At 51.1% G+C, this 22,141-nt stretch carries 21 protein-coding genes; 19 read left to right on the top strand and 2 right to left on the bottom strand.

All coding sequences use genetic code 11. The annotated features are described in order from the left end of the window. Window positions 1–212 precede the first annotated feature (212 nt). From AC0YN0_RS15200 to bshB2, 6 genes are all read left to right on the top strand, one after another. Window positions 213–1,217: an ABC transporter substrate-binding protein gene (locus AC0YN0_RS15200; RefSeq protein ID WP_475821997.1), complete on the top strand. Its 1,005-nt coding sequence runs from the start codon at window positions 213–215 to the stop codon at window positions 1,215–1,217. Window positions 1,218–1,335: 118 nt separating this feature from the next. Then, the gene (locus AC0YN0_RS15195) at window positions 1,336–2,928 is read left to right on the top strand and encodes a helix-turn-helix domain-containing protein (protein WP_475821996.1); all 1,593 of its coding nucleotides are present in this window, start codon (window positions 1,336–1,338) and stop codon (window positions 2,926–2,928) included. Window positions 2,929–3,089: 161 nt separating this feature from the next. Then, the gene (locus tag AC0YN0_RS15190) at window positions 3,090–4,127 is read left to right on the top strand and encodes an NAD(P)/FAD-dependent oxidoreductase (protein ID WP_475821995.1); all 1,038 of its coding nucleotides are present in this window, start codon (window positions 3,090–3,092) and stop codon (window positions 4,125–4,127) included. 134 nt (window positions 4,128–4,261) lie between these two features. Further along, entirely contained in the window at window positions 4,262–5,284 is a 1,023-nt protein-coding gene (locus tag AC0YN0_RS15185; RefSeq protein ID WP_475821994.1) for a hypothetical protein, read from the top strand. A 139-nt stretch (window positions 5,285–5,423) separates the two neighbouring features. Then, entirely contained in the window at window positions 5,424–5,768 is a 345-nt protein-coding gene (locus AC0YN0_RS15180; protein ID WP_337100318.1) for a YojF family protein, read from the top strand. Between the two features lie 20 nt (window positions 5,769–5,788). Beyond that, window positions 5,789–6,448 carry a bacillithiol biosynthesis deacetylase BshB2 gene (bshB2, locus tag AC0YN0_RS15175; protein WP_475821993.1) on the top strand — a complete coding sequence of 220 codons (660 nt, stop codon included), beginning with the start codon at window positions 5,789–5,791 and terminating at the stop codon, window positions 6,446–6,448. A gap of 59 nt (window positions 6,449–6,507) precedes the next feature. On the opposite strand, the gene AC0YN0_RS15170 is transcribed toward bshB2, so the two are convergent. Continuing rightward, complete coding sequence (locus AC0YN0_RS15170; RefSeq protein ID WP_475821992.1) at window positions 6,508–6,912, bottom strand: SET domain-containing protein; 405 nt, start codon at window positions 6,910–6,912, stop codon at window positions 6,508–6,510. A 137-nt stretch (window positions 6,913–7,049) separates the two neighbouring features. On the opposite strand from AC0YN0_RS15170, the gene AC0YN0_RS15165 reads away from it, so the two are divergent. The 4 genes from AC0YN0_RS15165 (at window position 7,050) to AC0YN0_RS15150 (ending at window position 11,812) form a co-directional block, all read left to right on the top strand. After that, window positions 7,050–8,390: an NAD(P)/FAD-dependent oxidoreductase gene (locus AC0YN0_RS15165; protein ID WP_475822506.1), complete on the top strand. Its 1,341-nt coding sequence runs from the start codon at window positions 7,050–7,052 to the stop codon at window positions 8,388–8,390. Between the two features lie 54 nt (window positions 8,391–8,444). After that, window positions 8,445–8,915: an SRPBCC family protein gene (locus AC0YN0_RS15160; RefSeq protein ID WP_475821991.1), complete on the top strand. Its 471-nt coding sequence runs from the start codon at window positions 8,445–8,447 to the stop codon at window positions 8,913–8,915. A 143-nt stretch (window positions 8,916–9,058) separates the two neighbouring features. Continuing rightward, on the top strand, window positions 9,059–10,075 hold the full coding sequence (locus AC0YN0_RS15155) for an iron-hydroxamate ABC transporter substrate-binding protein (protein WP_475821990.1): 1,017 nt from the start codon (window positions 9,059–9,061) through the stop codon (window positions 10,073–10,075). 96 nt (window positions 10,076–10,171) lie between these two features. Continuing rightward, entirely contained in the window at window positions 10,172–11,812 is a 1,641-nt protein-coding gene (locus AC0YN0_RS15150) for an AraC family transcriptional regulator (protein ID WP_475821989.1), read from the top strand. Between the two features lie 55 nt (window positions 11,813–11,867). Here the strand turns inward: AC0YN0_RS15150 and AC0YN0_RS15145 are convergent, their stop codons facing one another. Further along, a complete protein-coding gene (locus tag AC0YN0_RS15145; protein WP_475821988.1) occupies window positions 11,868–12,821 on the bottom strand; it encodes a family 43 glycosylhydrolase in 954 nt (317 codons plus the stop codon). 422 nt (window positions 12,822–13,243) lie between these two features. Here AC0YN0_RS15145 and AC0YN0_RS15140 point away from each other — a divergent pair, with 422 nt between their 5' ends. From AC0YN0_RS15140 to AC0YN0_RS15100, 9 genes are all read left to right on the top strand, one after another. Continuing rightward, on the top strand, window positions 13,244–14,908 hold the full coding sequence (locus AC0YN0_RS15140) for a PucR family transcriptional regulator (protein ID WP_475821987.1): 1,665 nt from the start codon (window positions 13,244–13,246) through the stop codon (window positions 14,906–14,908). Between the two features lie 140 nt (window positions 14,909–15,048). Next, window positions 15,049–15,897: an ABC transporter ATP-binding protein gene (locus AC0YN0_RS15135; protein ID WP_475821986.1), complete on the top strand. Its 849-nt coding sequence runs from the start codon at window positions 15,049–15,051 to the stop codon at window positions 15,895–15,897. Next, window positions 15,897–16,778 carry an ABC transporter permease gene (locus tag AC0YN0_RS15130; RefSeq protein WP_442049651.1) on the top strand — a complete coding sequence of 294 codons (882 nt, stop codon included), beginning with the start codon at window positions 15,897–15,899 and terminating at the stop codon, window positions 16,776–16,778. Before AC0YN0_RS15135 ends, AC0YN0_RS15130 begins: the two co-directional genes overlap by 1 nt. 63 nt (window positions 16,779–16,841) lie before the next feature. Continuing rightward, the gene (locus AC0YN0_RS15125; RefSeq protein WP_475821985.1) at window positions 16,842–17,861 is read left to right on the top strand and encodes an ABC transporter substrate-binding protein; all 1,020 of its coding nucleotides are present in this window, start codon (window positions 16,842–16,844) and stop codon (window positions 17,859–17,861) included. 32 nt (window positions 17,862–17,893) lie between these two features. Further along, on the top strand, window positions 17,894–18,079 hold the full coding sequence (locus AC0YN0_RS15120; RefSeq protein ID WP_442049649.1) for a hypothetical protein: 186 nt from the start codon (window positions 17,894–17,896) through the stop codon (window positions 18,077–18,079). Beyond that, window positions 18,076–19,443, top strand: coding sequence for an amidase (locus AC0YN0_RS15115; RefSeq protein WP_475821984.1), 1,368 nt, complete (start codon window positions 18,076–18,078; stop codon window positions 19,441–19,443). The genes AC0YN0_RS15120 and AC0YN0_RS15115 overlap by 4 nt, the downstream gene beginning before the upstream one ends. Window positions 19,444–19,473: 30 nt before the next feature. Next, window positions 19,474–19,860: a RidA family protein gene (locus AC0YN0_RS15110; protein WP_475821983.1), complete on the top strand. Its 387-nt coding sequence runs from the start codon at window positions 19,474–19,476 to the stop codon at window positions 19,858–19,860. Between the two features lie 342 nt (window positions 19,861–20,202). Continuing rightward, window positions 20,203–21,219 carry an ABC transporter ATP-binding protein gene (locus AC0YN0_RS15105; RefSeq protein WP_442049646.1) on the top strand — a complete coding sequence of 339 codons (1,017 nt, stop codon included), beginning with the start codon at window positions 20,203–20,205 and terminating at the stop codon, window positions 21,217–21,219. Further along, complete coding sequence (locus AC0YN0_RS15100) at window positions 21,206–22,141, top strand: ABC transporter ATP-binding protein (RefSeq protein WP_475821982.1); 936 nt, start codon at window positions 21,206–21,208, stop codon at window positions 22,139–22,141. The genes AC0YN0_RS15105 and AC0YN0_RS15100 overlap by 14 nt, the downstream gene beginning before the upstream one ends.

Here is a 22,141-nt window from a genome sequence, read left to right as displayed (position 1 = left end):
GGAGCCTCTTAAAGGGGTTCCTTTTTTAGATTAGATTGCTTTTGTCGATAAGAAAGTGGCGAGTTTGTATAAAACCGGTCGTAGAGAATGTGTATTGAGCATGCAATCCGAAATGAGGTACAATCTATTCAAGCAAAATGATAATGATTATCATTATAAATGAATGAATTGTTTTGCTGCAAAACATAAAGCTTATGGGAGTGGATTTAGTCATGGCAAGATGGGGGTTTATGAAGACGGGATGGATATCGCTCATTGCGGCGGCAATGATTACGGTGACAGGTTGCGGCGCGGCAGGCGAGCAAGCGGCGGGCAATGCAACTACCGAACAGCCAGTACAGGCAACGGCAACGCCAAGTGAAGTGCCAGCCGAGAAAGAAACGCGCGTCGTAACCGACGGATTCGGAGAGGTAGAGATACCGACAGATCCGAAGCGGGTCAGTGCTCTTTATCGCGAAGATTATTTGGTTGCGCTTGGGGTAACGCCTATTGTGCAATATTATAACCCTATGTGGGGCAAGCAGGATTATTTGAAGCTGGAAGTGCCGTTGTTCGATGTGACCGGCAGCATTGAAGCTTTGCTCGTGGCTGAGCCGGACTTGATTATCGGTGCCGGAGAGGTCGATGCGGCCCAATACGAGCTCTACTCGAAGGTTGCGCCGACGTTCCGCTTGCCGGACGACGTACTTGCGGATTCACGCAAAACGTTGACTTTAATCGCCGATCTGCTCGGTCTCAGCGACAAGGCGGAGCAAGTTCTCGCTGACTATGAAGCACGTATTGTCGATGTGAAGGCTAAGCTGAACGCCGCGATCGGCGATGAGAAGATTGTCGTGCTGCGGATGAACATCGTAGACAAATCGATTAATATTTTCGGCATTCATAACACGTTTGTTGGACAAATCTTGTATGAAGATCTTGGCCTAAAGGCGCCGGGTTTCGCCGAGTCAATGACGGAGAGCAATATCGTCTTATCGAAAGAGGTCATCCCGGAGCTGGACGCGGATCATATTATTTTGCTTCCGTCCAATGGCACATGGGAGGAAGAGAGCAACGCGAAGGCGCTCGAGGAAATGAAGGCAGATCCGTTATGGCAGACCGTTCCTGCGTTTAAGAACGGCCACGTATATCCTGTAGAAAGATCGTATTGGCAGACGGGAGCCATTACGGCCAACGGCATGAAGATGGATGATTTGATTAAATTGCTGGCTTCCTAGTTGCAATTAAAGGTCCGGGCAAGAGCCGCTTTTCAACGAAGGTTGATGGGCGGCTCGTTTTGTTTTACACTATATTCATTGAGAATGAATATCAATTAAAAGGCGGTTGATATTGACGATGGATATTCAACAGGGCAAACAAGCTGAAGCTGCTCCCTCAGTCCAATATGTGCTGCAATCAATCGACTTGATCCCAGCGGGTGAACAAGCGGATCGAGGAGAATTAGAAAACAGCGATAGAAACGATGAGGAATGCTTTGAACTGTTATTCATAATGAACGGGACGGGACAAGGTAAATGCTATTTGCGGAGGCCTGGGAAATCCCTATCTATTGATCAAGAGGCTTCGAGCTTCAGTTATTATCGAGTGTGCTTCATAACGAGAGGCAATGATGGTGCGTACAGCCTGCTGCCGGAGAAGCAAGAGCTGGCCTGCACGCCGTTCGCGAAGACGCTGGAGCTGCTCGACGAGCTATATGGGCTCCGAGGGGCAAGCGACGAGCTCGAACGGTTCCAACGGTTTGTGAGATTTCAAGAATTGCTACTGTTTCTATTCCGCCAAAATCTACCTGCTGCTGATGAGGGTAAGGGAACGGACAGCGAGCGGCACGGGGTAGAGCTGAGCTTGCGGCATATTCATCAGTATTACCGTGAGCTTCTGACCGTGGAGGAGCTCGCTGCTCTGGCCGGTGTTGATCGCTGGAAGTATACCCGTCTGTTCAAAGAGGCAACGGGTCAGGTGCCGCTCCAATACTTAAATGAAGTACGGATCAATCAAGCCAAGAAGTGGCTGGCAAGCGCCGATGACAAGCTGCTTGATATTGCGCTGAATGCGGGATTCAATAATGAATATTATTTCAATCGCCGCTTCAAGCAGACGGTAGGCATATCGCCCGGACAATACCGACGCAGCCGCAAGGGACAGCTTAGAGTAGTCGCGCCTTATTTGGAGGACTTCATAGTGGCACTTGATATGCAGCCTATCGTCCAGTATTGGCATGCGAAGTGGGGGAAACAGGACTACTTGGGCTTAAGCCACATTCCGACGTTCGATGAGCATAGCGGCGATTTCAACACCCTCTCCGGCTACAAGCCAGACTTGATTCTGCTCATGGATCGCTATGAACAACAGCAATATTCGGAGTGCCGCCGCATTTCCACCACTTGTATCCTGCGCGAGCAAAGCAATAACTGGCGGACGGTGCTGCGAACCGTTGCCGACTATTTCGGACGGACGGACCTCGCTGACGATGCAATCGCGAAGTATGATTCCAAAGCCCGGAGCGCGAGCCATAGGCTTGGTCAGGTCATGAAAGGAGAAACGGTCGCTTTCTTGCGTATCTCGGCGGATCACATTATTCAATACACGGAAGAAGGACGCGGCTTTGTTTCGACTGTTCTCTATGGGGATGTTGGCTTGCGTTCCCACTCCGCTGTAGGCGTAGCTTCTAAAGCGAATGCGCCGGGCATGTTCAATCTCTCGAGAGAGGACCTAGGCGCGTTAAACGCTGACCATCTATTTATTACTTTCGATAAGTGGCACAGCCAGGCAGAAGGTGCGGAGAGAGAGCTGCTGGAGCAACCTGAGTGGCGCGATCTGCCCGCCGTACGCAATAACCGCGTCTACGAGGTTGATTTTCTGACCTGGATGAACAACGGAATTATTTCCAACGGTAAAAAAATCGATGATATTTTGCGAGCATTAGCGTAACTTCTCTTTCGCTTGCGGCTGAAAGCTTCGCTTCCTTCATTTTGTACAAAGCAACCGTCGATTTTATCCATTGTTTTTGTCGTGCAGCCGAAGCTACAATGTTGTTGATAATGATTATCACAGAATGGACGTTTCTGGAGCCGGCTGGAGGAGGACATCAATTGACTGAGCAGCTTGAATTGTACGATGTGACGATTATCGGCGGTGGCCCCGCGGGGATGTATACTGCTTTTTATAGCGGCATGAGAGACTTAAAAACGAAGCTGATCGAGGCAAAGGAAGAGCTCGGGGGGCGTATGCTCATCTATCCCGAGAAAATGATTTGGGATGTCGGCGGCGTAACTCCGATTCTATGCGAGAAGCTAATCGATCAATTGGCGCAGCAGGCGAAGACATTTGACCCTACGCTCGTATTCGGACAGCATATTATTGGATTAGAGAAGCAAGACGATGGTACGTATATATTGGAAGCAGCAACGGGTGAGAGGCACAGGACGCGTACGGTCATTCTGGCTATCGGTCGCGGCATTCTGCGGATGGCGAAGCTGGAGCTGGAAGGAGCTGAACGCTATGAGGTGTCCAATCTGCACTATACGGTGCAGGAGCTGGAGCCTTTCAGAGGAAAACGCGTGCTTATTTCAGGCGGAGGAAATTCCGCGGTCGATTGGGCGAATGAACTCGAGCCAATCGCTTCTCAGGTGACTGTCGTGCATAGGCGCGATCACTTCGGCGGACATGAGAAAAACATTGTCCGGATGAAGGAGTCGTCTGTCGATGTGCTCACCCCTTATGAAGTAACCCAGTTATACAGCGGTAACGGAAAGACGATTGAACGTGTGACGATCAGTCATATCGAATCGGGGCAGTCGCGTCAAGTGGAGGTTGACGAGGTTATTGTCAACCACGGGCTGAAGTCTGATTTTAGCGGCATTAAGGATTGGGGGCTTCATATGGACGATTGGAACGTATTCGTCAGTCCGAGGCTCGAGACGAACCTGCCGGGCATCTTCGGAGCGGGCGACTTCGCCAATTACGAAAGCAAGCTCAATCTGATTGCAGGGGCGTTCACCGATGCGGCGTTAGCGCTTAACAGCGCCAAGCGGTATATGGATCCCGAAGCGCCAAGGATGGCATATGTATCGTCGCATAATGAGAGATTTAAAGAAAAGAACAAAGCATTAGGCGTATCCGATGAATAGCTGGGGTTGCTATCCATACGCTATCAATATCATGGAATTATAGCAGCCTAATTATGAAAGGCAGGGACAAGTGCGGACGACGAATCTATTCTACCTTCATATAGTGTATAAGAGATTACACAGGAGGTGGAAAGGTGTCCGTTACTAAATCGATTGCCAAGTTAAGAGGCTTGAAGAAACGAAGCACGAGATGCAAGCATAAGAAGAAACATCATTGCTCTACTAGATTGCCCTTCGAAGAAGTGAACAGGCTCATAGACGTATTAAGATCAATTGAACGAATCCTCCCGAGAGCGCTAAGCGAGAGCAGTCTAGCTAGCAACCGTACATTGCGCGTCCAAATGATACGAGTAGAAGATTGGTTGAAACGCAATCGGTTATGCAACACTACGCTACTGGTTAAGTTGCTCAAAGAAATTATTCGTTTGCTAGATGCGATTGAAACGTCGATTTTGGATAAATCCATTCAAGTACAAGTCGTTATTAATCAGCTGTTCTTGACGGTTGAGAATATTTCGATGACGACCGTCCAGAATAATACGATTATTAACGTAATCAATAATATACACACGATTATTAACGAGAACGGGCCTCCAGGTCCTCCGGGTCCTCCGGGACCTCAAGGGCCGCAGGGCATACAAGGGCCACAGGGCATTCAAGGGATTCCAGGACCTGCGGGGACGTTCTCACCGGTCTATGCGAGTGTATTCGATACGGGTACCCAGCATTTGGTGCCAGGCGATCTTGTGAGATTCAATCAATTCGATCAGGCAGGCTCCATAGCCGTGGGAGGCATAACGGCGACAGCGACTTCGATTACGGTTCCTATTGACGGGGATTACTCATTGAGTTGGCAAGTGTCATTCCTGCCTATCCCGGGGCAGACCCACTGTGCGTTCGGCTTGTACGTGAACAATAATTTAGTTCCTTCTACGACCTCCGGCCTTGCTGCTTTCCAAGATCAACAGATTACAAGCGTAGGCGCTTCCGTCATCGTAAGATTGGCCGCGGGCGACGTTCTGCAAGTTCGGCCTTTGTTCCCAATGGGTACCATCCAGCCCGCAATTGAGCTTAGTCCGACTATTATTTATCCGAATTTGATTAACCAACTGATCACAAGCGCTTCCGCCAGCATCATTTGGCTTGGCAGCGTATAAGAAAGAGAAGCCGCTTCCCTCTGCATGAGGCGAAGCGGCTTTATTGTTGGTAGGAGGGGGAGAAGAAACGGCCTAAAATGTGTTAAACTATAATTTGTGTAGCAAGCCTCATTCAAGTATGAGATATGGAGGTGCGACGATGAATCCAATCCATCCAGGGACGGTTCAAAGCGCAATCGATAAACTTAAGGATCAAGATTTGTATCTTCACTTGGAGATGACGTCCGGCGCTTATGCGAGTCACTTCGATAGCTCTAGGCATCCGGCGGCCAACTTCATCAGCAACGCGGTTATCCGATATTCCCACGGTTCGATCGCCGGCAGCGGACCTTATCGCGTAGGACTGAAGACAGAAGGCGGTTGGATCTATTCCGAAGGACTTACTCATTATGAAGAAAGCGATACGGAGCGGCTTATTATGGCAGGGCATGACGGCCAAGGCAAGCTGGTTGTGGCGTTACAGCTCAGCCGTACGCCATTCTAAAGGGAGAGGTGAAGTGAACAATGAAGCATGAACGCATTCTCATTGTATTCCCGCATCCGGACGACGAGGCTTACTCGACGTCGGGCACGCTGGCTAAGTATATTCACGAAGGCGCGCAGGTTACGTATGCGTGCTTGACGCTCGGCGAGATGGGGAGGAATATGGGCGTACCTCCCTTCGCCAATCGGGTGACGCTTCCGGCCGTCCGCAAGCTGGAGCTTGAAGAATCGTGCAGAGCCATCGGCATTCAAGATATGCGCTTATTAGGGTTTCACGACAAGATGGTCGAGTTCGAGCCGCATGCAAAGCTGGACGCGCCGATTGCCGCCATTATCGAGGAGCTGCGCCCGTCGCTCGTGATTACGTTCTACCCTGGCTATAGCGTTCATCCTGATCATGATGCTTGCGGCGAAGCCGTCGTTCGTATCATAGGGGCAATGCCCAAGGAGAAGCGGCCGGTCGTGTACGGCATCGCTTTTTCCAAGAACCATCAAGAAGCGATTGGAAGTCCCGATGTCTTTGAAGACGTTAAACCTTTCTTGAAAGCCAAGCTAGCCTCGATCTCCGCGCATCGCTCGCAGTTTCCGCCGCCAGAAGGGACTGGCGACAAGAAGCTAAGCTATAAGGAACTGGAGGAGCGGTTCGGCACGGAGCGCTTCTGGACCTATCGGTTCAACTAATTCGTTATAAAGGAAGGCCGACCCGCAGCAAAAAGCGGATCGGCCTTCCTTGTTATCATTTATTCGGATTTTGCTTCTTTAGCCGCCTGCTCTTCATAGAACCAAAGCGGATCTTCGTTGTCAACTTCGCCATTGTAGTTGATCAGCAGTTCATCTCCGGCTTTAACGTCGGTAAAGGCGTAGAAATCTACGGTGAGATTATCGAAATTAAGGTCGTAGTGCGTGTTAGGCGTATAGGAGTGATTGAATAACATTCCATAGCCTAGAAGCAAGGCGGAGTGGTTCTCGCCGAACTCGAATGCATAATCGGCGAAAATCGTTTTCTCTAAGTGTACATGTTCCTCGTTCGGATAAGGAAGTGCGGGTGCTTGATGAAAAACGACTCCCTGGGGGATATCGACTGTTGCGAATACGCCTCTATTCAATTCTCCGTTACTGAGCTGTGATGTCTTTACTTCAATCATTGTAGTCACCTGCGCGTTCTATAGTATAAGGGCAGCCTTTGACTAGCCCCACTTGCATTATATCGGTATAATCCAAATATAACAAAGGAATCGTCCGAAATACAATGCGGACGGCATGCATCGGGGGATGAAAATTGTTGTTCGACGTTGTCATTATAGGCGCAGGGGTTAGCGGAATATTCGCCGCTCATGCGCTCGCTGCAGCAAACAAGCATGTTTTGATGATCGATAAAGGAAAACGGCTCAACGAACGGAATTGCCCGCTCGATAAGGGTGAAGCTTGCAGCTGCACCGCCTGCGCGAAGTACGTCGGCTTTGGAGGCTTAGGCAAGTCGGAAGGGAAGTACAACTACACGAACGACTTTGGAGGAGACCTCGAGGCGAAGGTAGGGTATGACCATGCTTTGCAGCTTATGAACGAGGTTGACGATATATTATGCAGTTATGGAGCAGGACAAGCTGCCATGTATAGCACCGTAAATCCTTCGCTTGCAAGAAGGGCAAGCGAAGCGGGCTTCGATGTGCTTGCTACGAAGACGAGACATCTAGGGTCAGCGCTTTCCAATGAGGTGCTGCAGGCGATGTTCGAGGATTTGGAGCGTTGCATCTCCTTCCTTTTTGAGACGGAGGTCAGTCTGATTCGCCAGCATGCTGAAGGCTTCGAGTTAACGATCGCTGGCCGAGATCCAATAATCACGAAGAAAATCATTATTTCGACCGGAAGAAGCGGAACGGAGTGGTGGTCCGGTCAATGCAAAGCATTAGGCATCTCGCAGCAGCTTGCAAGGCTTGATATCGGACTAAGATTCGAAATGTCCGGAGGACAGCTAGATGCGATTCTTCAAGATCAGTTCGAAACGAAGCTGCGATACGAGTGGGAGGGGCTATCCGCTACGACTTACTGCATGAATCCGAGCGGCAGAGTCATACGGAAATTCCAAGACGGCCTCGTCATGGCTGACGGCCAGAATTATCGGGAGCAGGGCGAAGGGACGGCGAATTTGAATTTTACTTTGTTCGTGCCGAGTTACTTCTCTACGCTTGAAGAAGCCGATAGCCTCGCGCGTCAGATTATTGGCGGGATCAATCGCGGGGGAGACCGCATTGTCGCTCAGCGGTTGGGCGATATGCAGCAAAGGCGGGGAACGTCGGAATCCAGCGGTGCCAGCAACCGCATCAAGCCCACGTTGAAGGCCGATTGGGGCAATCTCATTGAAGAGCTGCCGGATAGCTATATACGGATATCGCTTTCTTTCATTGAAGCACTGGAGCGGCTGCTCGGAACATCTGTCGATGAGGATACGATTGTGTATGGCGTCGATGCCAAGTTCTACGCGCCTATGCTGGACACGACGGAGGACTTTGAATCCCGTATCGCCAATCTGTATGTGACAGGCGATTGCTCGGGTATCACGCATTCATTATCGCAGGCCGCCGCGAGCGGCTTGCATACGGGCAAGCGACTAACGCTTGCCTAACCGCAAAGCTAGAATGAGCGAGTATAAATATAACCGAAATGTGGAGGGTTTATGATGAGTGAGTTAAATAATCCGAACGACATCAGTGAGGTTACCGTTGAGTGCAGCATATGGGTTGATGCTTCTAAGGAGCGTGCGTGGGGAGCCGTGACGGAAGGGGAGCAATTGACGAATTGGTATTCTCCCGGCTCGCCGTGGGATGTGCCGGATCTGCGGGAAGGTGCATCGGTTTACTTCCACCATTCACCGAATGAGTATCATACGGGAGCGGATGTTGTCACGCTTAAGGCTGTTATCGTGGCCGCGGAGCCGCTGAAGAGGCTCGCGCTCCGGTGGGAGTTCGAATCGGAAGGACCGGCGATGATCACTTCCTTCCTGCTTGAAGAGGAGAATGGTGGAACAACCGTTACGATAACGGAGACGGGCTACGAGACAGAGGAACAGGCAATGCCTACCCAGGAGGGCTACACGATGTCGCTTATGAATCTCAAGGCGCATCTTGAAGGAAACAGCTTGCCCTATTAAGCTTAGGCGATTTGGTTAAGCTTCACCGCCCAATTGTCCATGTGTTGTTTCCCGAATCTCCATTGTTCCTTCGTCCGCCTGCTTGTATAATGGCTAATGAGTGTGATAATCATTATCATTAGAAGTTGTAGGAGGCATTTAAAATGAAGTGGAGAAAAGGGTTAGTCCTTTGCGCGATCGTGCTTATGACGAGCGTAATTGCGGCTGCTTGCGGCAATACGGGTAATAACGGCAACGCGGGGGCTGCTAATGAGGCAAACGTTAATACGAATGCGAACGCGAATAGCGGCGATAAGGAGCAGAATGCACAATCGGAAGAGGAAGCGACGACGAGGAAAGTTACGCATCTAATGGGTGAGACGGAAATTCCGGCTAACCCGCAGCGGATCGTAGCCGATCAATATATTGGCCATTTGCTGGCGCTTGGCATCAAGCCGGTAGGGGCAAGGGGCGACCTTATGAAGAGCCCTTTCCTGAAGGAGCTGACCGAGGGTATTGCGGATAGCGGAAGTCCGATGTCGCTGGAGGCGGTGCTCGACCTGAAGCCGGATCTTATTATCGTTCAGAACGGCGACAATTACGAGCAATTGTCCAAAATCGCTCCAACCATCGTGTATGAATACGGAAAGCTGAACTCTATTGAGCAATTAAAGCTGTTCGGAGAGATCCTTGGCAAACAGAAGGAAGCCGATGCATGGATAACAAGCTTCGAGCAGAAGGCGGCCTCGTACCGCGAGCAGCTTGCGAATGTAGTGGGGAAGGACGAAACGGTATCGATAATCGAGCTGTGGGCGCAAGGTCCGTTCGTATTCGGCAACAATTGGGGAAGAGGCGGCTACAGTCTTTATAATTCACTGCAATTATCCGCTCCGGAGATCGTAAAGCAGGAAATATTGGATAAGGAGCAGTATCGCAACATCTCGATGGAGGTGCTCCCCGAGTATGCGGGCGATTACATCTTCTTGACGGTGTATGCGGCAGACGGCGGAGACAAGAAGTCTGAAGAGATTCAGTCCAGTGAAATATGGAAGAGTCTTCCCGCGTATAAAAATAATCGAATCATAACGCTTAATATCGATGAGATGGCTGCCGGCGACCCAATATCAATGATGAAGCAAATGGATATTCAAGTCGAAAGTCTGCTTGCGTTGAAAAAATAATAGGAACCCAAAAGAGCGGACCATTGCAGGTTCGCTCTTTTGCTTATACAATAGAGTTAGTGAAAATGATTCTCATTTAGAGGCGGTGAAAGTCGGATGGACAATGAAGCGAATATACGGCTGCATGCGGCAAAGGCGATTGCTTTCTTGCTGTCCGGCATCCGATACGTATCCAAATCCGGCAAATGGACTATTGAGCGTGAAGACGGCGGATACTTGCTGCTGGTTGTTGCGGGCGGGCAGGGTTGTCTGCGGATTGATGGAGCAGTCAGACGGATGAAACAAGGACACATCGTCTGGGCTGAACCTCATACCGCGCTCCAAATCGAGGAAACCGGGAAAGACGGAATGGAGTCGTACCTTCTATCCTTTCATATGTTACAGGCAAATGAGCAGCAGACACTATCGCTAACGGGATCGGAGCGATACAAAGCGTTCCAAATGACCGAGTCATCGCAATGGTTTCCTATGCTTACGCAGTTGCAGGAGCTTCTTACATACAGCAACAGCTCCGACGTTGCCAGACAAATAAAAAATCAGGCTAGCTTTCAAGAGCTCATGCTCTATTTGTGGCAACAAGCTAAGACGGGGCATGAACGTGAAGGCCCAAGGCGCTCGGTCGAACGGATTATTGCCGATCTGGAAGAACGCTACAATGAGGATATCGATATCGATGCGCTTGTAGCCGCCGCCGGCGTCAGCAAGCGGTATTTCAATCAATTGTTCCGCGAAATAACCGGTGCGAGCGTCGTAGAGTTTATTACCGCGCTTCGCATGAGCCGAGCGCAGCAGCTTCTGCTTCATACGGGGGCTCGCGTGCAGGAGGTGGCTCGCGAGGTCGGCTATCAGGACGAGTTTTATTTTAACCGCAAATTCAAGCAATCGTTCGGCATATCGCCAGGCCGTTACTCCCAAAGCAGGCGGTATGAGCATAAGCTGTTCGCTACGCAATATTTGGGCCATTTGTTAGCGCTCGGTATACGTCCGGTTGGTGCGACGAGCAACATTATGGTCCATTCTTTCCTGCAGCAGCTTGTAACGGGAATCGAGTCCGTTGAGCAGCCGACGACGGCCGAGCGTGTGCAAAGCTTGAGGCCGGACCTCATTATTGGCTGCGAGGACAGCGATAAAGAGACGCTCTCGGAGATTGCTCCAGTCTTCGTCATGCCTTACGGGGAGAGGACGCCGATCGAACAGTTCCACCAGCTGGCCGACTTGCTGGACAAGCGCAAGGAAGCTGCCCAATGGGTCTCGCGTTACGAATCGAAAGCGCTCCGGCTGAGAAAAACATTAGCCGGCGTCATTGGACCGAGCGAGACGGTATCGGTCATCGAGGTGTGGGCTGAAGGCATCGTGGTGTACGGCAATCGCTGGGGAAGAGGCGGGTACAATCTGTATAACGCATTAGAGCTTAAAGCGCCTGAAGCAGTCATGCGCCATCTGATTGATCGGGATTCGTACCGCTTCATTCCGCTTGCGGAGCTGCCGTTATATGCAGGGGATCATATTTTCCTAACCGTGTACGAAGCGGGGGACGGGGTTCGAAGAGCCCTGGAGATGAAGCAGAGCCGCATATGGGCGGAGCTTCCGGCTGTTATACAAGGCAACGTATATGAGGTAGACATTAAACGATTCGGGGCAGGCGATCCTATTTCGTTAAGCAGCCAGCTCGATATTCAAGTTAAGCACTTGCTGTCGGGCGGAGGCGGAGCTGGACGGTCGCGCGGGACGATATAACAAAGACTTTTCCGAGGCTGAAGGCTTCGGAAAAGTCTTTGTACGTTTGACGGTGCTAGTAGTAAGGCCAGCCGCTGGAATCCCAATACAGATCGCTGATCAGCAGCTTCGGAGCACCATTCTCCGCTACGCTGTACGCGTGGCGGGCAATGACGTTCGTGCCGTTGACGTCTTGGCCGCCTGGTCCGACCCAAGCGCTGTTGCCGCTGTCGATGACGCTTGCTCCGCCGTTTTTCATATCGACGCCGTTCTTATCGTAATAAGGTCCAAGTACGCTCGTCGAGCGGCCGACAGCTACCTTGTAAGTGCTGCTCGTGCCGTTGCAGCATACGCCGATCGATACGAATAAGTAATAATAGCCGGTACTGCTGTTGTAGACGAGGCTTGCACCTTCGATACCGCCGGATTTGGTTGCGATACGGTAAGCGTTGCCCGTTGGCTTCATCGTTGTTTTGCTGATGGCCGTAATGTAGATGCCGTTGCTCCAGGAGCCGAACACCATCCATAGGTTGCCGCTTGCGTCTTGCATGATGTTAGAATCGATTGCGTTGTAGTTAGTGGAGTTGTTGGAGCTGATGACGACGCCTTGGTCTGTCCATACACCGCCGGAGATGGAGGTTGTTGTCGTTAGGCCGATCGCGGAAACTTTGGAGCCGAAGGTGGAGATGGAGTAGTATAGGTAGTACTTGCCGTTGTAGTAGAAAATATCTGGTGCCCATACATCAAGCCCTGTATGGCTCGGAACGTAGGTGCTCCACCATGAAGGTCTTGATGTGTAGATCGGCAGGGAGCGGTTGTATGTCGTACCGTTCGTCGAATAGAGTACTTGAAGCCCGGATCCGGTGCTGAATACCCAATGCGTGCTGCCTTCCTTGATATAGGCGGGGTCGTGCACATTCGTATCCCCCGTCAAATTCCATGTCGCGGCATATACCGGAAATACGGATGAGCATACAAGCATGGCAGACAGCAGAAGCAACGTAACAATCCTCTTTCTTGATTTGAACATCTTCGATACGCTCCTTTAACCTTTTTTTTGGTCGTAACGCCACTTCTCGGGCGTTTGCGATCACCTCCTATTTGTATTTTGACAACGCTTACACTCAATTGAAAAGTGATGATGTTCAAAGTAGAAAGAGGCTGATTATGCGCGGAGTTAGAAATTGCATCCATAACGTTCATATATTTATTAACCAATTAACGTATTTGCTACAAATAGAAACTACAGCAATTATTAGCAATAGTCAATCTTAAATTTACGTCATCATTCGACGTTTGAACGATAGGCTGAGCTGCCGGCTGCTCCTGACTCTTTTGGTTATTTTAATCAAAAGAGCGGGGGCTTTTTAGTTCATTCTCACAAACGTCGCTTTACAACATCGGGATGTTAATGTTAGTTTTTATAACATAATGTGAAAGGTGTTGATCTTGATGTTACTATCCGATCTACTCAAAACGCCCGTTTTAATTGCCGCCGACGTCATTGCCGGGCATGAAGGGCTTACGATTCACGACGTGCAGTCCATCAATATTATGGACGCGCCCGACATTGTCACCTTTTTGAAAAAAGGCGATTTGCTCTTAACGAACGGTTACCTGCTCAAGGACAGACCCGATGCCCTCATCGATTTCATTACAAGCATGCACCGCAAGGGCTGCGCCGGTCTTGCAATCAAGACGAAACGGTTCTCCATGAGCATTCCGCAGGAGGTGCTGGACGAGGCGAATCGGCTTCACTTTCCGATTATTGAGCTATCGTTGATCGAATCGACGCTCGGCGAAATATTTCAGCAATCGATCAGCATCATACTTGAGAACAAAAACGAGGAGCTTCATTATGCTCTGACCATCCATAAGCAGTTCGCCGATATGATCATGCAGGGCGATGGACTGGGGCGCATTGTCGATGCGCTCGCAGATATATTGGCTTCCCCCGTGCTGCTGCTGAACGTCAAGCTTCAGCCGCTCGCGAGGTCATCCGGGCTCTATGAACCGGCCCTTCAGGAACTGCCTGAGCTAGCCGCGGCGGCGATCGCTAGTTTTCCAGCCTCGGAGTCGGCGCTGTCCATATGCTTTCCGCATATTCGAGCTGAAGGCTTCCGGCACGCCGAGCTATTCCCCATTCATACTTACCGGCATGAGGGCTATCTGCTCTCTTTCCATAACGACCATACGATATCCGGCCTATCCGCGCTTGCGTTCGAGCAAGCGGCTCATGTCATCGGGCTGGAGCTGACGAAGAAACACGCGGTTAAGGAGCGTTCTCGCCGTTACAAAAATGAATTTTTCTCGGATTTGATCGAAGGCCATCTCGGCACGGAGCAAGAGGTGCTGCATCGCGGCGGCAAATACGGATTGACGGCCGACGGCAAGGCATTTCTGATTGCAGCTAAGCTGGACGAGCAGCCCGAGTGGTCGATAACAAACGCAAGCAGGTCCTCGGAGGAGAAACTCAGCGTGGAACGCGATGCCCAGTATGAGGCTATTAAGCGGGAGTTGGCCAAGCTTGGCATGCCATTCGTTATGTTCACGAAAAACGACCTGTTCGGTATCGTTGTCCAGCATTCCGTGCCTGACTGGAACGAGACGGCGTTTGCCAGAGGGCTGGAGGCGGCCGCGGAGCGCATGTGGGATGCGGACCAGCTTAGCTTCTCGTTTGGAATCGGCAATCCGTTCACGAACGTACTCGATTTGGGCTTGTCCTACAAGGAGGCAATGAAGGCTCTTAGCTCAGGCAGGCAAATGAACCGGAAAAGATTCGCGCAGTCGTATCATGCTATGGATATAGGGCGGCTGCTGCGGCTGCTGCCGTACGACGAGCTGGAGCGGTTTTACGAGGAGGCGTTTAAGGACCTGATTCGCAAGGATGACAAAGAGAAGAACGAAATGCTGCGCACGCTGAAAATATTTTACGAGAATCAGTGCCAAATCAACGATACGGCCAAGGCGTTGTTCGTTCATCGCAACACGGTCATCTATCGCATCGAGAAGGCGGAAAGACTGATCGGCCGTTCGCTTAAGGATTGGCAGGTGAGCTTCCGGTTTCAGGTTGCTTTTGCGATCGAGCCGTTATTAAAGAATGAAAAATATAGTTAAAACAACTAAATTCACATTTGATTTCTGTTTGTTATAACTAATGACATTCGAGAGCCGAATCGATAAGATAGGTTTATGTTCGATATGTCAGATAACCTAACACAACATAAACGCGAATGCAGCATTGGAGAGGGGTTGAGATGATGGGAGTAACGGAAACGATTGACCGAAGTGAAGCGTTAAGGGGTTATGGCAGGGGAGATGCGGCGCAGTCGGCGATTAGCGTGCAGCAGGTAACCAAGTCGTTCATGAACGCGGAGGGAGATGCCATTCCTGTTCTTAGCGGCATTACGATGGATATTCAAAAACAAGAATTCGTCAGCATCGTCGGACCGAGCGGATGCGGGAAAAGCACGATATTCAATATTATAGCGGGTTTGATCGAGCCCAGCTCAGGCAAGATCGTAGTCGGCGGCGAGGAGATCGGGCGCTCGACGGGCCATGTCGGATATATGATGCAGCGTGACCTGCTTCTTCCTTGGCGGACGATATTGGACAACGTGACGCTTGGATTGGAAGTCAAAGGGTTATCGAAGAAGGAACGTTACGACACGGCAATGGCTTATCTTGAACGTTATGGTCTTGATTCCTTTGCCAAAGCTTATCCGTCAACGTTGTCCGGCGGTATGAGGCAGCGGGTAGCGCTGATTCGTACGCTTGTAACGCAACCTGACATTATTTTGCTCGACGAGCCGTTCTCGGCGCTCGACTATCAGACTCGGCTTGTGCTCGAAGACGAAATTCTATCGATATTGAAAAACGAGGGCAAGACAGGCGTACTCATCACGCATGACATTGAAGAAGCGATATCGGTATCCGATCGGGTCTTCGTTATGAGCAAGCGGCCGACTTATGTGAAGAAAACGTACGAGGTCGGGCTCGCGGCAAGCCATGGATCGGCGATGAAAGCGCGGACGGACGCGGCATTCAAGCAATACTTTGAAGAGATTTGGTCAGAGCTCGATATACAGATGGGGAGGATAAGCTGATGTCTAATGCATCTCAGAGAGTGAATCTGAATGCGGCGGGTGCCCTGCCGGCAGCTAAGCGCCGCCGATTAAAGCCCCATAAGGTCGCTTCCTTGAAGCAATGGATCACGACGATGCTGTGGCGCTTCGCCATTATAGGCGCCGTATTAGCGGGATGGGAGACGCTCGTAAGGCTCGAAGCGGTAAACGCGTTTCTGCTGGGCTCGCCTAGCGCAATCGCCAAGTCGGCAGGTGCGATGCTGCAGTCCGGCCAGTTGCTGACGGATGCCTACGCTACGGTTAAAGCGACGGTTATCGGCTTCATCATCGGGAGCATCGCCGGCTCACTCGCGGGCTTGCTGCTTTGGTTCTCTAAGACGGTATCGCGGGTCATCGATCCATTCGTCGTAGCCTTGAACGGCGTTCCGAAGATTGCGTTGGCGCCGATGATTATTATTTGGTTTGGCTCGGGTATATTTTCGAAAATCGTGCTTGCTTCGGTAGCGACCTTCATCGTAGCGCTGTTGTCGGCTTATCAAGCTACACATCAAATCGATGACTCGCAAGTTAATTTGATGAAGTCGTTCGGAGCGAGCAAACTGCAAATATTCCGGAAAATTATTATGCCCTCCTCGCTGCCTTGGATTATATCGGCATTTCGCATCAACATCGGACTGGCTCTCGTATCCGTCGTTGGCGGCGAGTTCATTTCTTCGGACAAAGGGCTTGGGCATATGATTTTCGTCGAGGGCAACCTGTTCAATCTGCCGGCCGTATGGGTTGGCGTCTTCACTCTGATGCTTGTCGCGACATTCCTCTACACCTGCGTGAGCGTTCTTGAGAAGCGGCTGTTGCCTTGGAACGATAATAAGCAGCAAACTCAGAAATCAGCATCGGTTTAACTGCTGAAAGCATCATCCCGTCTATGCTCAAATCAGCCTAATCACAAAAGGAGACGATCAACGATGAAAAAAACGGCACTCAAACTTATGGGCATTACATTAATAAGCGCATTGTTCCTGTCGGCTTGCGGCGGCGGCAAAGCAGATAACGTTAACGCTGGCACTGGGACGACGACGGCGCCACCCGAAACGGCCAAAGACGTGATTATGGTGTCCGAGGTGTATCACAACTTGCTGTACCTGCCGCTCTACGTAGCCAAGGAAAAGGGTTTCCTAGCTGACAACGGCATCGAGTTGTCCTCCATTACGGCAGCAGGAAGCGGGCCGGCTGCATTGGCTTCGGTGTTGTCCGGAGAATCGGCATTCTCGTTCCATGGCCCAGAGCATGTTGCCTTCGCAAGAGCAAAGGGCGGAGATGCCCAGTCGCTAAGCATTGTATCGGGAAGCGCGCCGGTATGGGCAGTGGCCAAGGCGGGTTCAAGCATTAAGGAGCCGAAGGACTTTATTGGCAAAACGATCGTCACAGGCATAGCGCCGACGAGCTCGAACAGCCTTCTTCGCAAGCTGTTCGCCGACAATGGAATTGACTTGAAGAGCGACGTAACGATTACCGAGGTACAGAACGGCTCCGAGCTTGGTACGCTGCTTGCCGGCAAAGCGGATATTGCGGTCGTCTACGAGCCGCAGCTTGATCAAGGACTTACCCAAGGTTTGGAGATCGTCTACGATTTTACGAAGGATTATCCGGACTTTGCGTTCGCTACGATTAATACTTCTAAGAAGGTCATTGAGGAAAATCCTGATTTGGTCAAACGAATGGTCAAATCGATTGAAACGGCATTGGATTTCATTCATGCAGATGCAGCGGGAACGAAAGAAATCGCCAAGAAGGAATTTCCGAACCTGGACGGCGCTGTCGTGGAGCAGGCTGTGCAACGCATGATCGACAGCAAGGTATATCCGCAGGATGGATTGCTTACGGAAGCGGCGTTCCAAAATGCTGTTGATATGCAGAAGTTTATCGGCAATTTGAAGGTCGATATCTCCTACGGCGACATGGTGGATACGAGCTTCATGCCATAACCGCACAAGCATAGAAAGGAGCCCTGATCGTCATGGGTGTACAGCAGGAAGCGGAATATAAAGCCTTTCTAGAATTGGAAAGGAGCAGGTATAGAAGCGGTCTCGTAACGGGCGAGGAGAAGGAAAGCTTTCTAGAAGAGCTCAAGCTTCTCCGCTCCTTCCGGATGGATGACCAGGTTGCGCCTTATACGACCTATAGGGGAGGTGCGGGCCGATGATATCGACACAGCTGTACGAGCTGACGTTGGCGGAAGCCGCAGCATCCATCAGAGCTAAGAATGTGTCGCCCACTGAGCTAACCGAAGCGTATTTGTCCCGCATAGAAGCGGTAGACGGGAAGGTACAAGCTTGGGTTACGGTAGCGGCCGACCATGCGATGCAAGCGGCGAAGGAGGCGGAGCGCCTGCTCATGTCGGGTCGCTATCTTGGTCCGCTGCATGGCATTCCATACGGCGCGAAGGATATTATTCGCACGGCGAACATAAGAACATCCGGCGGCTCGCGGGTGGACGGCGATTACGTGCCGGGTACGAATGCAGCCGTTATCGATCGGCTCGGCAACGCAGGCGCCGTCCTGCTCGGTAAGACGACGACAACCGAATATGCTTATCAAGGAGGGGAGCCGCCGACGCGGAACCCATGGAACTTGAAGCATACGCCGGGAGGCTCCAGCTCGGGATCGGCGGCCGCCGTTTCGGCCGGCATGGCCGCCTTCACGCTAGGCACGCAGACGTTCGGATCATTGATCCGTCCCGCTGCGTACAACGGACTAACGTGCATGAAGCCGACTTTCGGCCGCATCAGCAGGTACGGCGTGTTCACGGCAAGCTGGAGCCTCGATCATATCGGGGCCTTTACAAGAACGGTCGAGGATACGGCAATTACGCTTGAGGCGCTGGCAGGTGGAGATGGACGCGATCCTTCCACGTTGCAGGGAGAATCTCCGCGCTTCACTGGAGCGATTGGGCGAGACGTAAGAGGACTGGTGGTCGGCTTGCCGAATACGTTCTTCGAGTCAGAGGAACCGGTTATCGGCGAAGCGGTCGCACAAGCTGTCGAGGTACTGAAGGGGATGGGCATCCGGTTCAAGCAGGTTAAGCTGCCGGCGTGCATGAAGGAGGCTATCGCCGCGCACCGAATGACGATGCGCGCCGAAGGGGCAGCCTATCATATGGAATCGTACAAAACAAGAGCCGATTATTACGGACCGTCGATGCGAGAGCAGTTGGAGCTGGGATTCGAGCTAAGCGCAGTCGATTACTTGCATGCTCAGCGTGTCCGAAGCGTGTTCCGCAACGAAATGATGAGTCTCTTCGGCGAGATCGACGCCTTGCTTACGCCATCGACGCCAACGCTGGCATTGCCCGGCTATAAAACGGGTAGTCCGATGTTCAACGGGCCGTTCACGAATGCGGGATTGCCTGCGATGACGGTGCCGATCGGCATCGACTCTTCTAGGCAACTGCCAATCGGCATGCAGCTGGCCGGTCCGCTAATGGGTGAAGAGACGCTGCTTGCGATCGGGCATCAATACCAACAAGCAACTTCATGGCATCTTCAGAGCGCCCCGATAGGACTGTAGACGGGGTTCATAACAAGGAGGAAATAAAATATGACGACGATCATTACATCGGAAAAGGCGCCAAAATTCCCGCTGCCATTCTCGCATGCGGTGCGCGCAGGTGATCTTGTCTACGTGGCTGGACAGGTCGGTGTTAATCCGCAGACGCTAGAGCCGCTCGGGGACATACGGCAGCAGACAGCGCAATGCATACGGAACATTGAAGCGATATTGCAGGAGGCGGGGTTAACGCTGGATCATATCGTTAAGGTGACGACGCATCTGGCAAGCACAGAAGACCAAGATGCTTATAATGCGGTATACGAGGATATGATAGCGGCGCCGCATCCCGCCCGAATCACGGTATTCAGCGGTCTTGGACCCTATTTAATAGAGATGGAAGTATTGGCATACGCGCCTTCGAAGCGCGGTGAATAACAAGCGCAAGGATAGGGATGGAACCTTGATCAAGGGTCTGCATCCCTATTGCTCATTTAGGTAAAAAGCCATCTGCCATAATCGGCAGCGGAATGATAGAGTAATCATTAATTAGGTTTATATTAATTAAGGTTTAATAAATAATCATAGAGTTAAGCAGCATTTTGTACTGTCATTAACTTGGCTTAATAAAGTCTTGACAACTTATTAACCAAGTATTAACATATGGTGCAAATAAGAGGGACATCATGTTGACGGCAATAACGATGTTTAATGTTATTAAATATTATCTGAATAATCAGAATATTTAGAACAAGGCAACTCGTCGATAGGGGGATTCCGTTGAGTGATACGCTGCTAGCCATTGAAAATCTCACTACCTCATTCCGCATTGCCGACGAATATTATGCAGCCGTTGACGACGTGTCGCTTACGATCGGCAAAAACGAGATCGTTGCTATAGTCGGAGAATCCGGCTCCGGCAAGAGCGCTCTCGCTTTCTCTATCATGGGACTGCATACGAGAGCGAGGATTGACGGCAGCATTAAGTATAAGGGGCAAGATATCGCCCAATTGCCTCCGGCCAAGCTGAATCGGCTACGAGGCAAGGCATTCGGGATGATCTTCCAGGATCCGCTGTCCGCACTCAATCCGCTTATGATCATAGGCGCTCAGATCGAAGAAGCGCTGTTGCTCCATCAACCGAAGCTCTCCCGGAACGAACGGCGAATAAAGGTAATGGAGCTGTTAAGGAGAGTCGGGATACCTAGACCCGAGCATACCTACGGACAGTTTCCTCATGAGCTGTCGGGCGGAATGAGGCAGAGGGTGGTTATTGCCATAGCGGTCGCCAATGAACCCCAGTTGCTCATCGCTGACGAGCCCACGACTGCGCTTGACGTTACGATTCAATTGCAAATCCTCGAATTAATCAAGAAGCTGAAGAATGAAAGCGAAGCCGGCATTTTATTAATTACACATGATCTTGGCGTCGTCGCTGAGATGGCCGATCGCGTGGCCGTTATGTATGCTGGCCAAATCGTCGAAATCGCAGATATCTACACACTCCTATCCGGGGCCAAGCACCCCTACACCAGGTCTTTACTCCAATCGATTCCTACTTCCAAAGAAGCGCAGTCCAGACTGCATGTCATTCAAGGCATCGTGCCTTCCCTGCAAAATCTTCCGCGGCAAGGCTGCCGCTTCCGCTCGCGCATTCCGTGGATCGATGCATCCGCGCATGAAGACGATCCAACCATGCACGAAATTGCTCCCGGGCATTACGTCAGATGCACCTGCCATAAGTCGTTTCACTTCCCTAATCAGAAGGAGGCGAACGATACGCATGTCCTTTCTTGAAGTGAAAGATCTTAAAGTACATTTTCCGAGCCGCGGCGGCATTCTTAACAAGCGGATTCCGCTTGTGAGGGCCGTCAATGGGATTAGCCTATCGATCGAGCAAGGTCAAACCTACGGGCTCGTCGGTGAATCCGGCTCCGGTAAGACGACGACCGGCAGGGCGATCATCGGGCTTAATCCGATCACGTCGGGCAACGTGTTGTTCGAGGGTTATGATCTGGCGAAAGGCGGCCGGAGAAGCCATATCGACGTTCGCCGAGATATTCAGATGATTTTTCAAGATCCGTATTCGTCCTTGAATCCGAAGAAACGGGTGCTTGATATTATTGCCGAGCCGCTGCGAAACTTCGAGAGGCTGTCGCCGAAGGAAGAGAAGCTACGCGTCGAGCAATTGCTGGAGCAGGTCGGCATGAGCCCGGAGATGATCTACAAATATCCGCATGAGTTCTCGGGCGGTCAGCGGCAGCGGATCGGCATTGCGAGAGCGGTTGCTCTGAAACCAAAGCTTGTTATTGCCGATGAGCCGGTGTCGGCGCTCGATGTGTCAGTGCAGGCTCAAGTACTGAACTTCATGAAGGATATTCAGCAGGAAATGAAGCTTACTTATTTGCTCATTAGCCATGATCTCGGCATTATTCGTCATATGTGCAATCATATCGGCATTATGTACAAGGGCCGTTACGTCGAGCAGGGAACGACGGCCGATATTTTCGACAACCCGCAGCATATTTATACGAAACGTCTTATTACGGCTATTCCGAACATGGATCCTACGCAACGAGACAAGCAGCATATTTATCGCGAGGCGGTTAGGGAGGAATACGAGAAAGCGTACGATACCTATTTTGACCATGAGGGACTTGCCTTGCCCTTGCAGCCGATTACGCAAACACATCTAGCGGCGTTGCCTGAGAGAGGTTGA

Source organism: Paenibacillus sp. J22P218 (assembly GCF_056269195.1).
The sequence above is the reverse complement of the archived record's forward strand: the minus strand, read 5'-3'. Positions and strand labels throughout refer to the sequence as shown.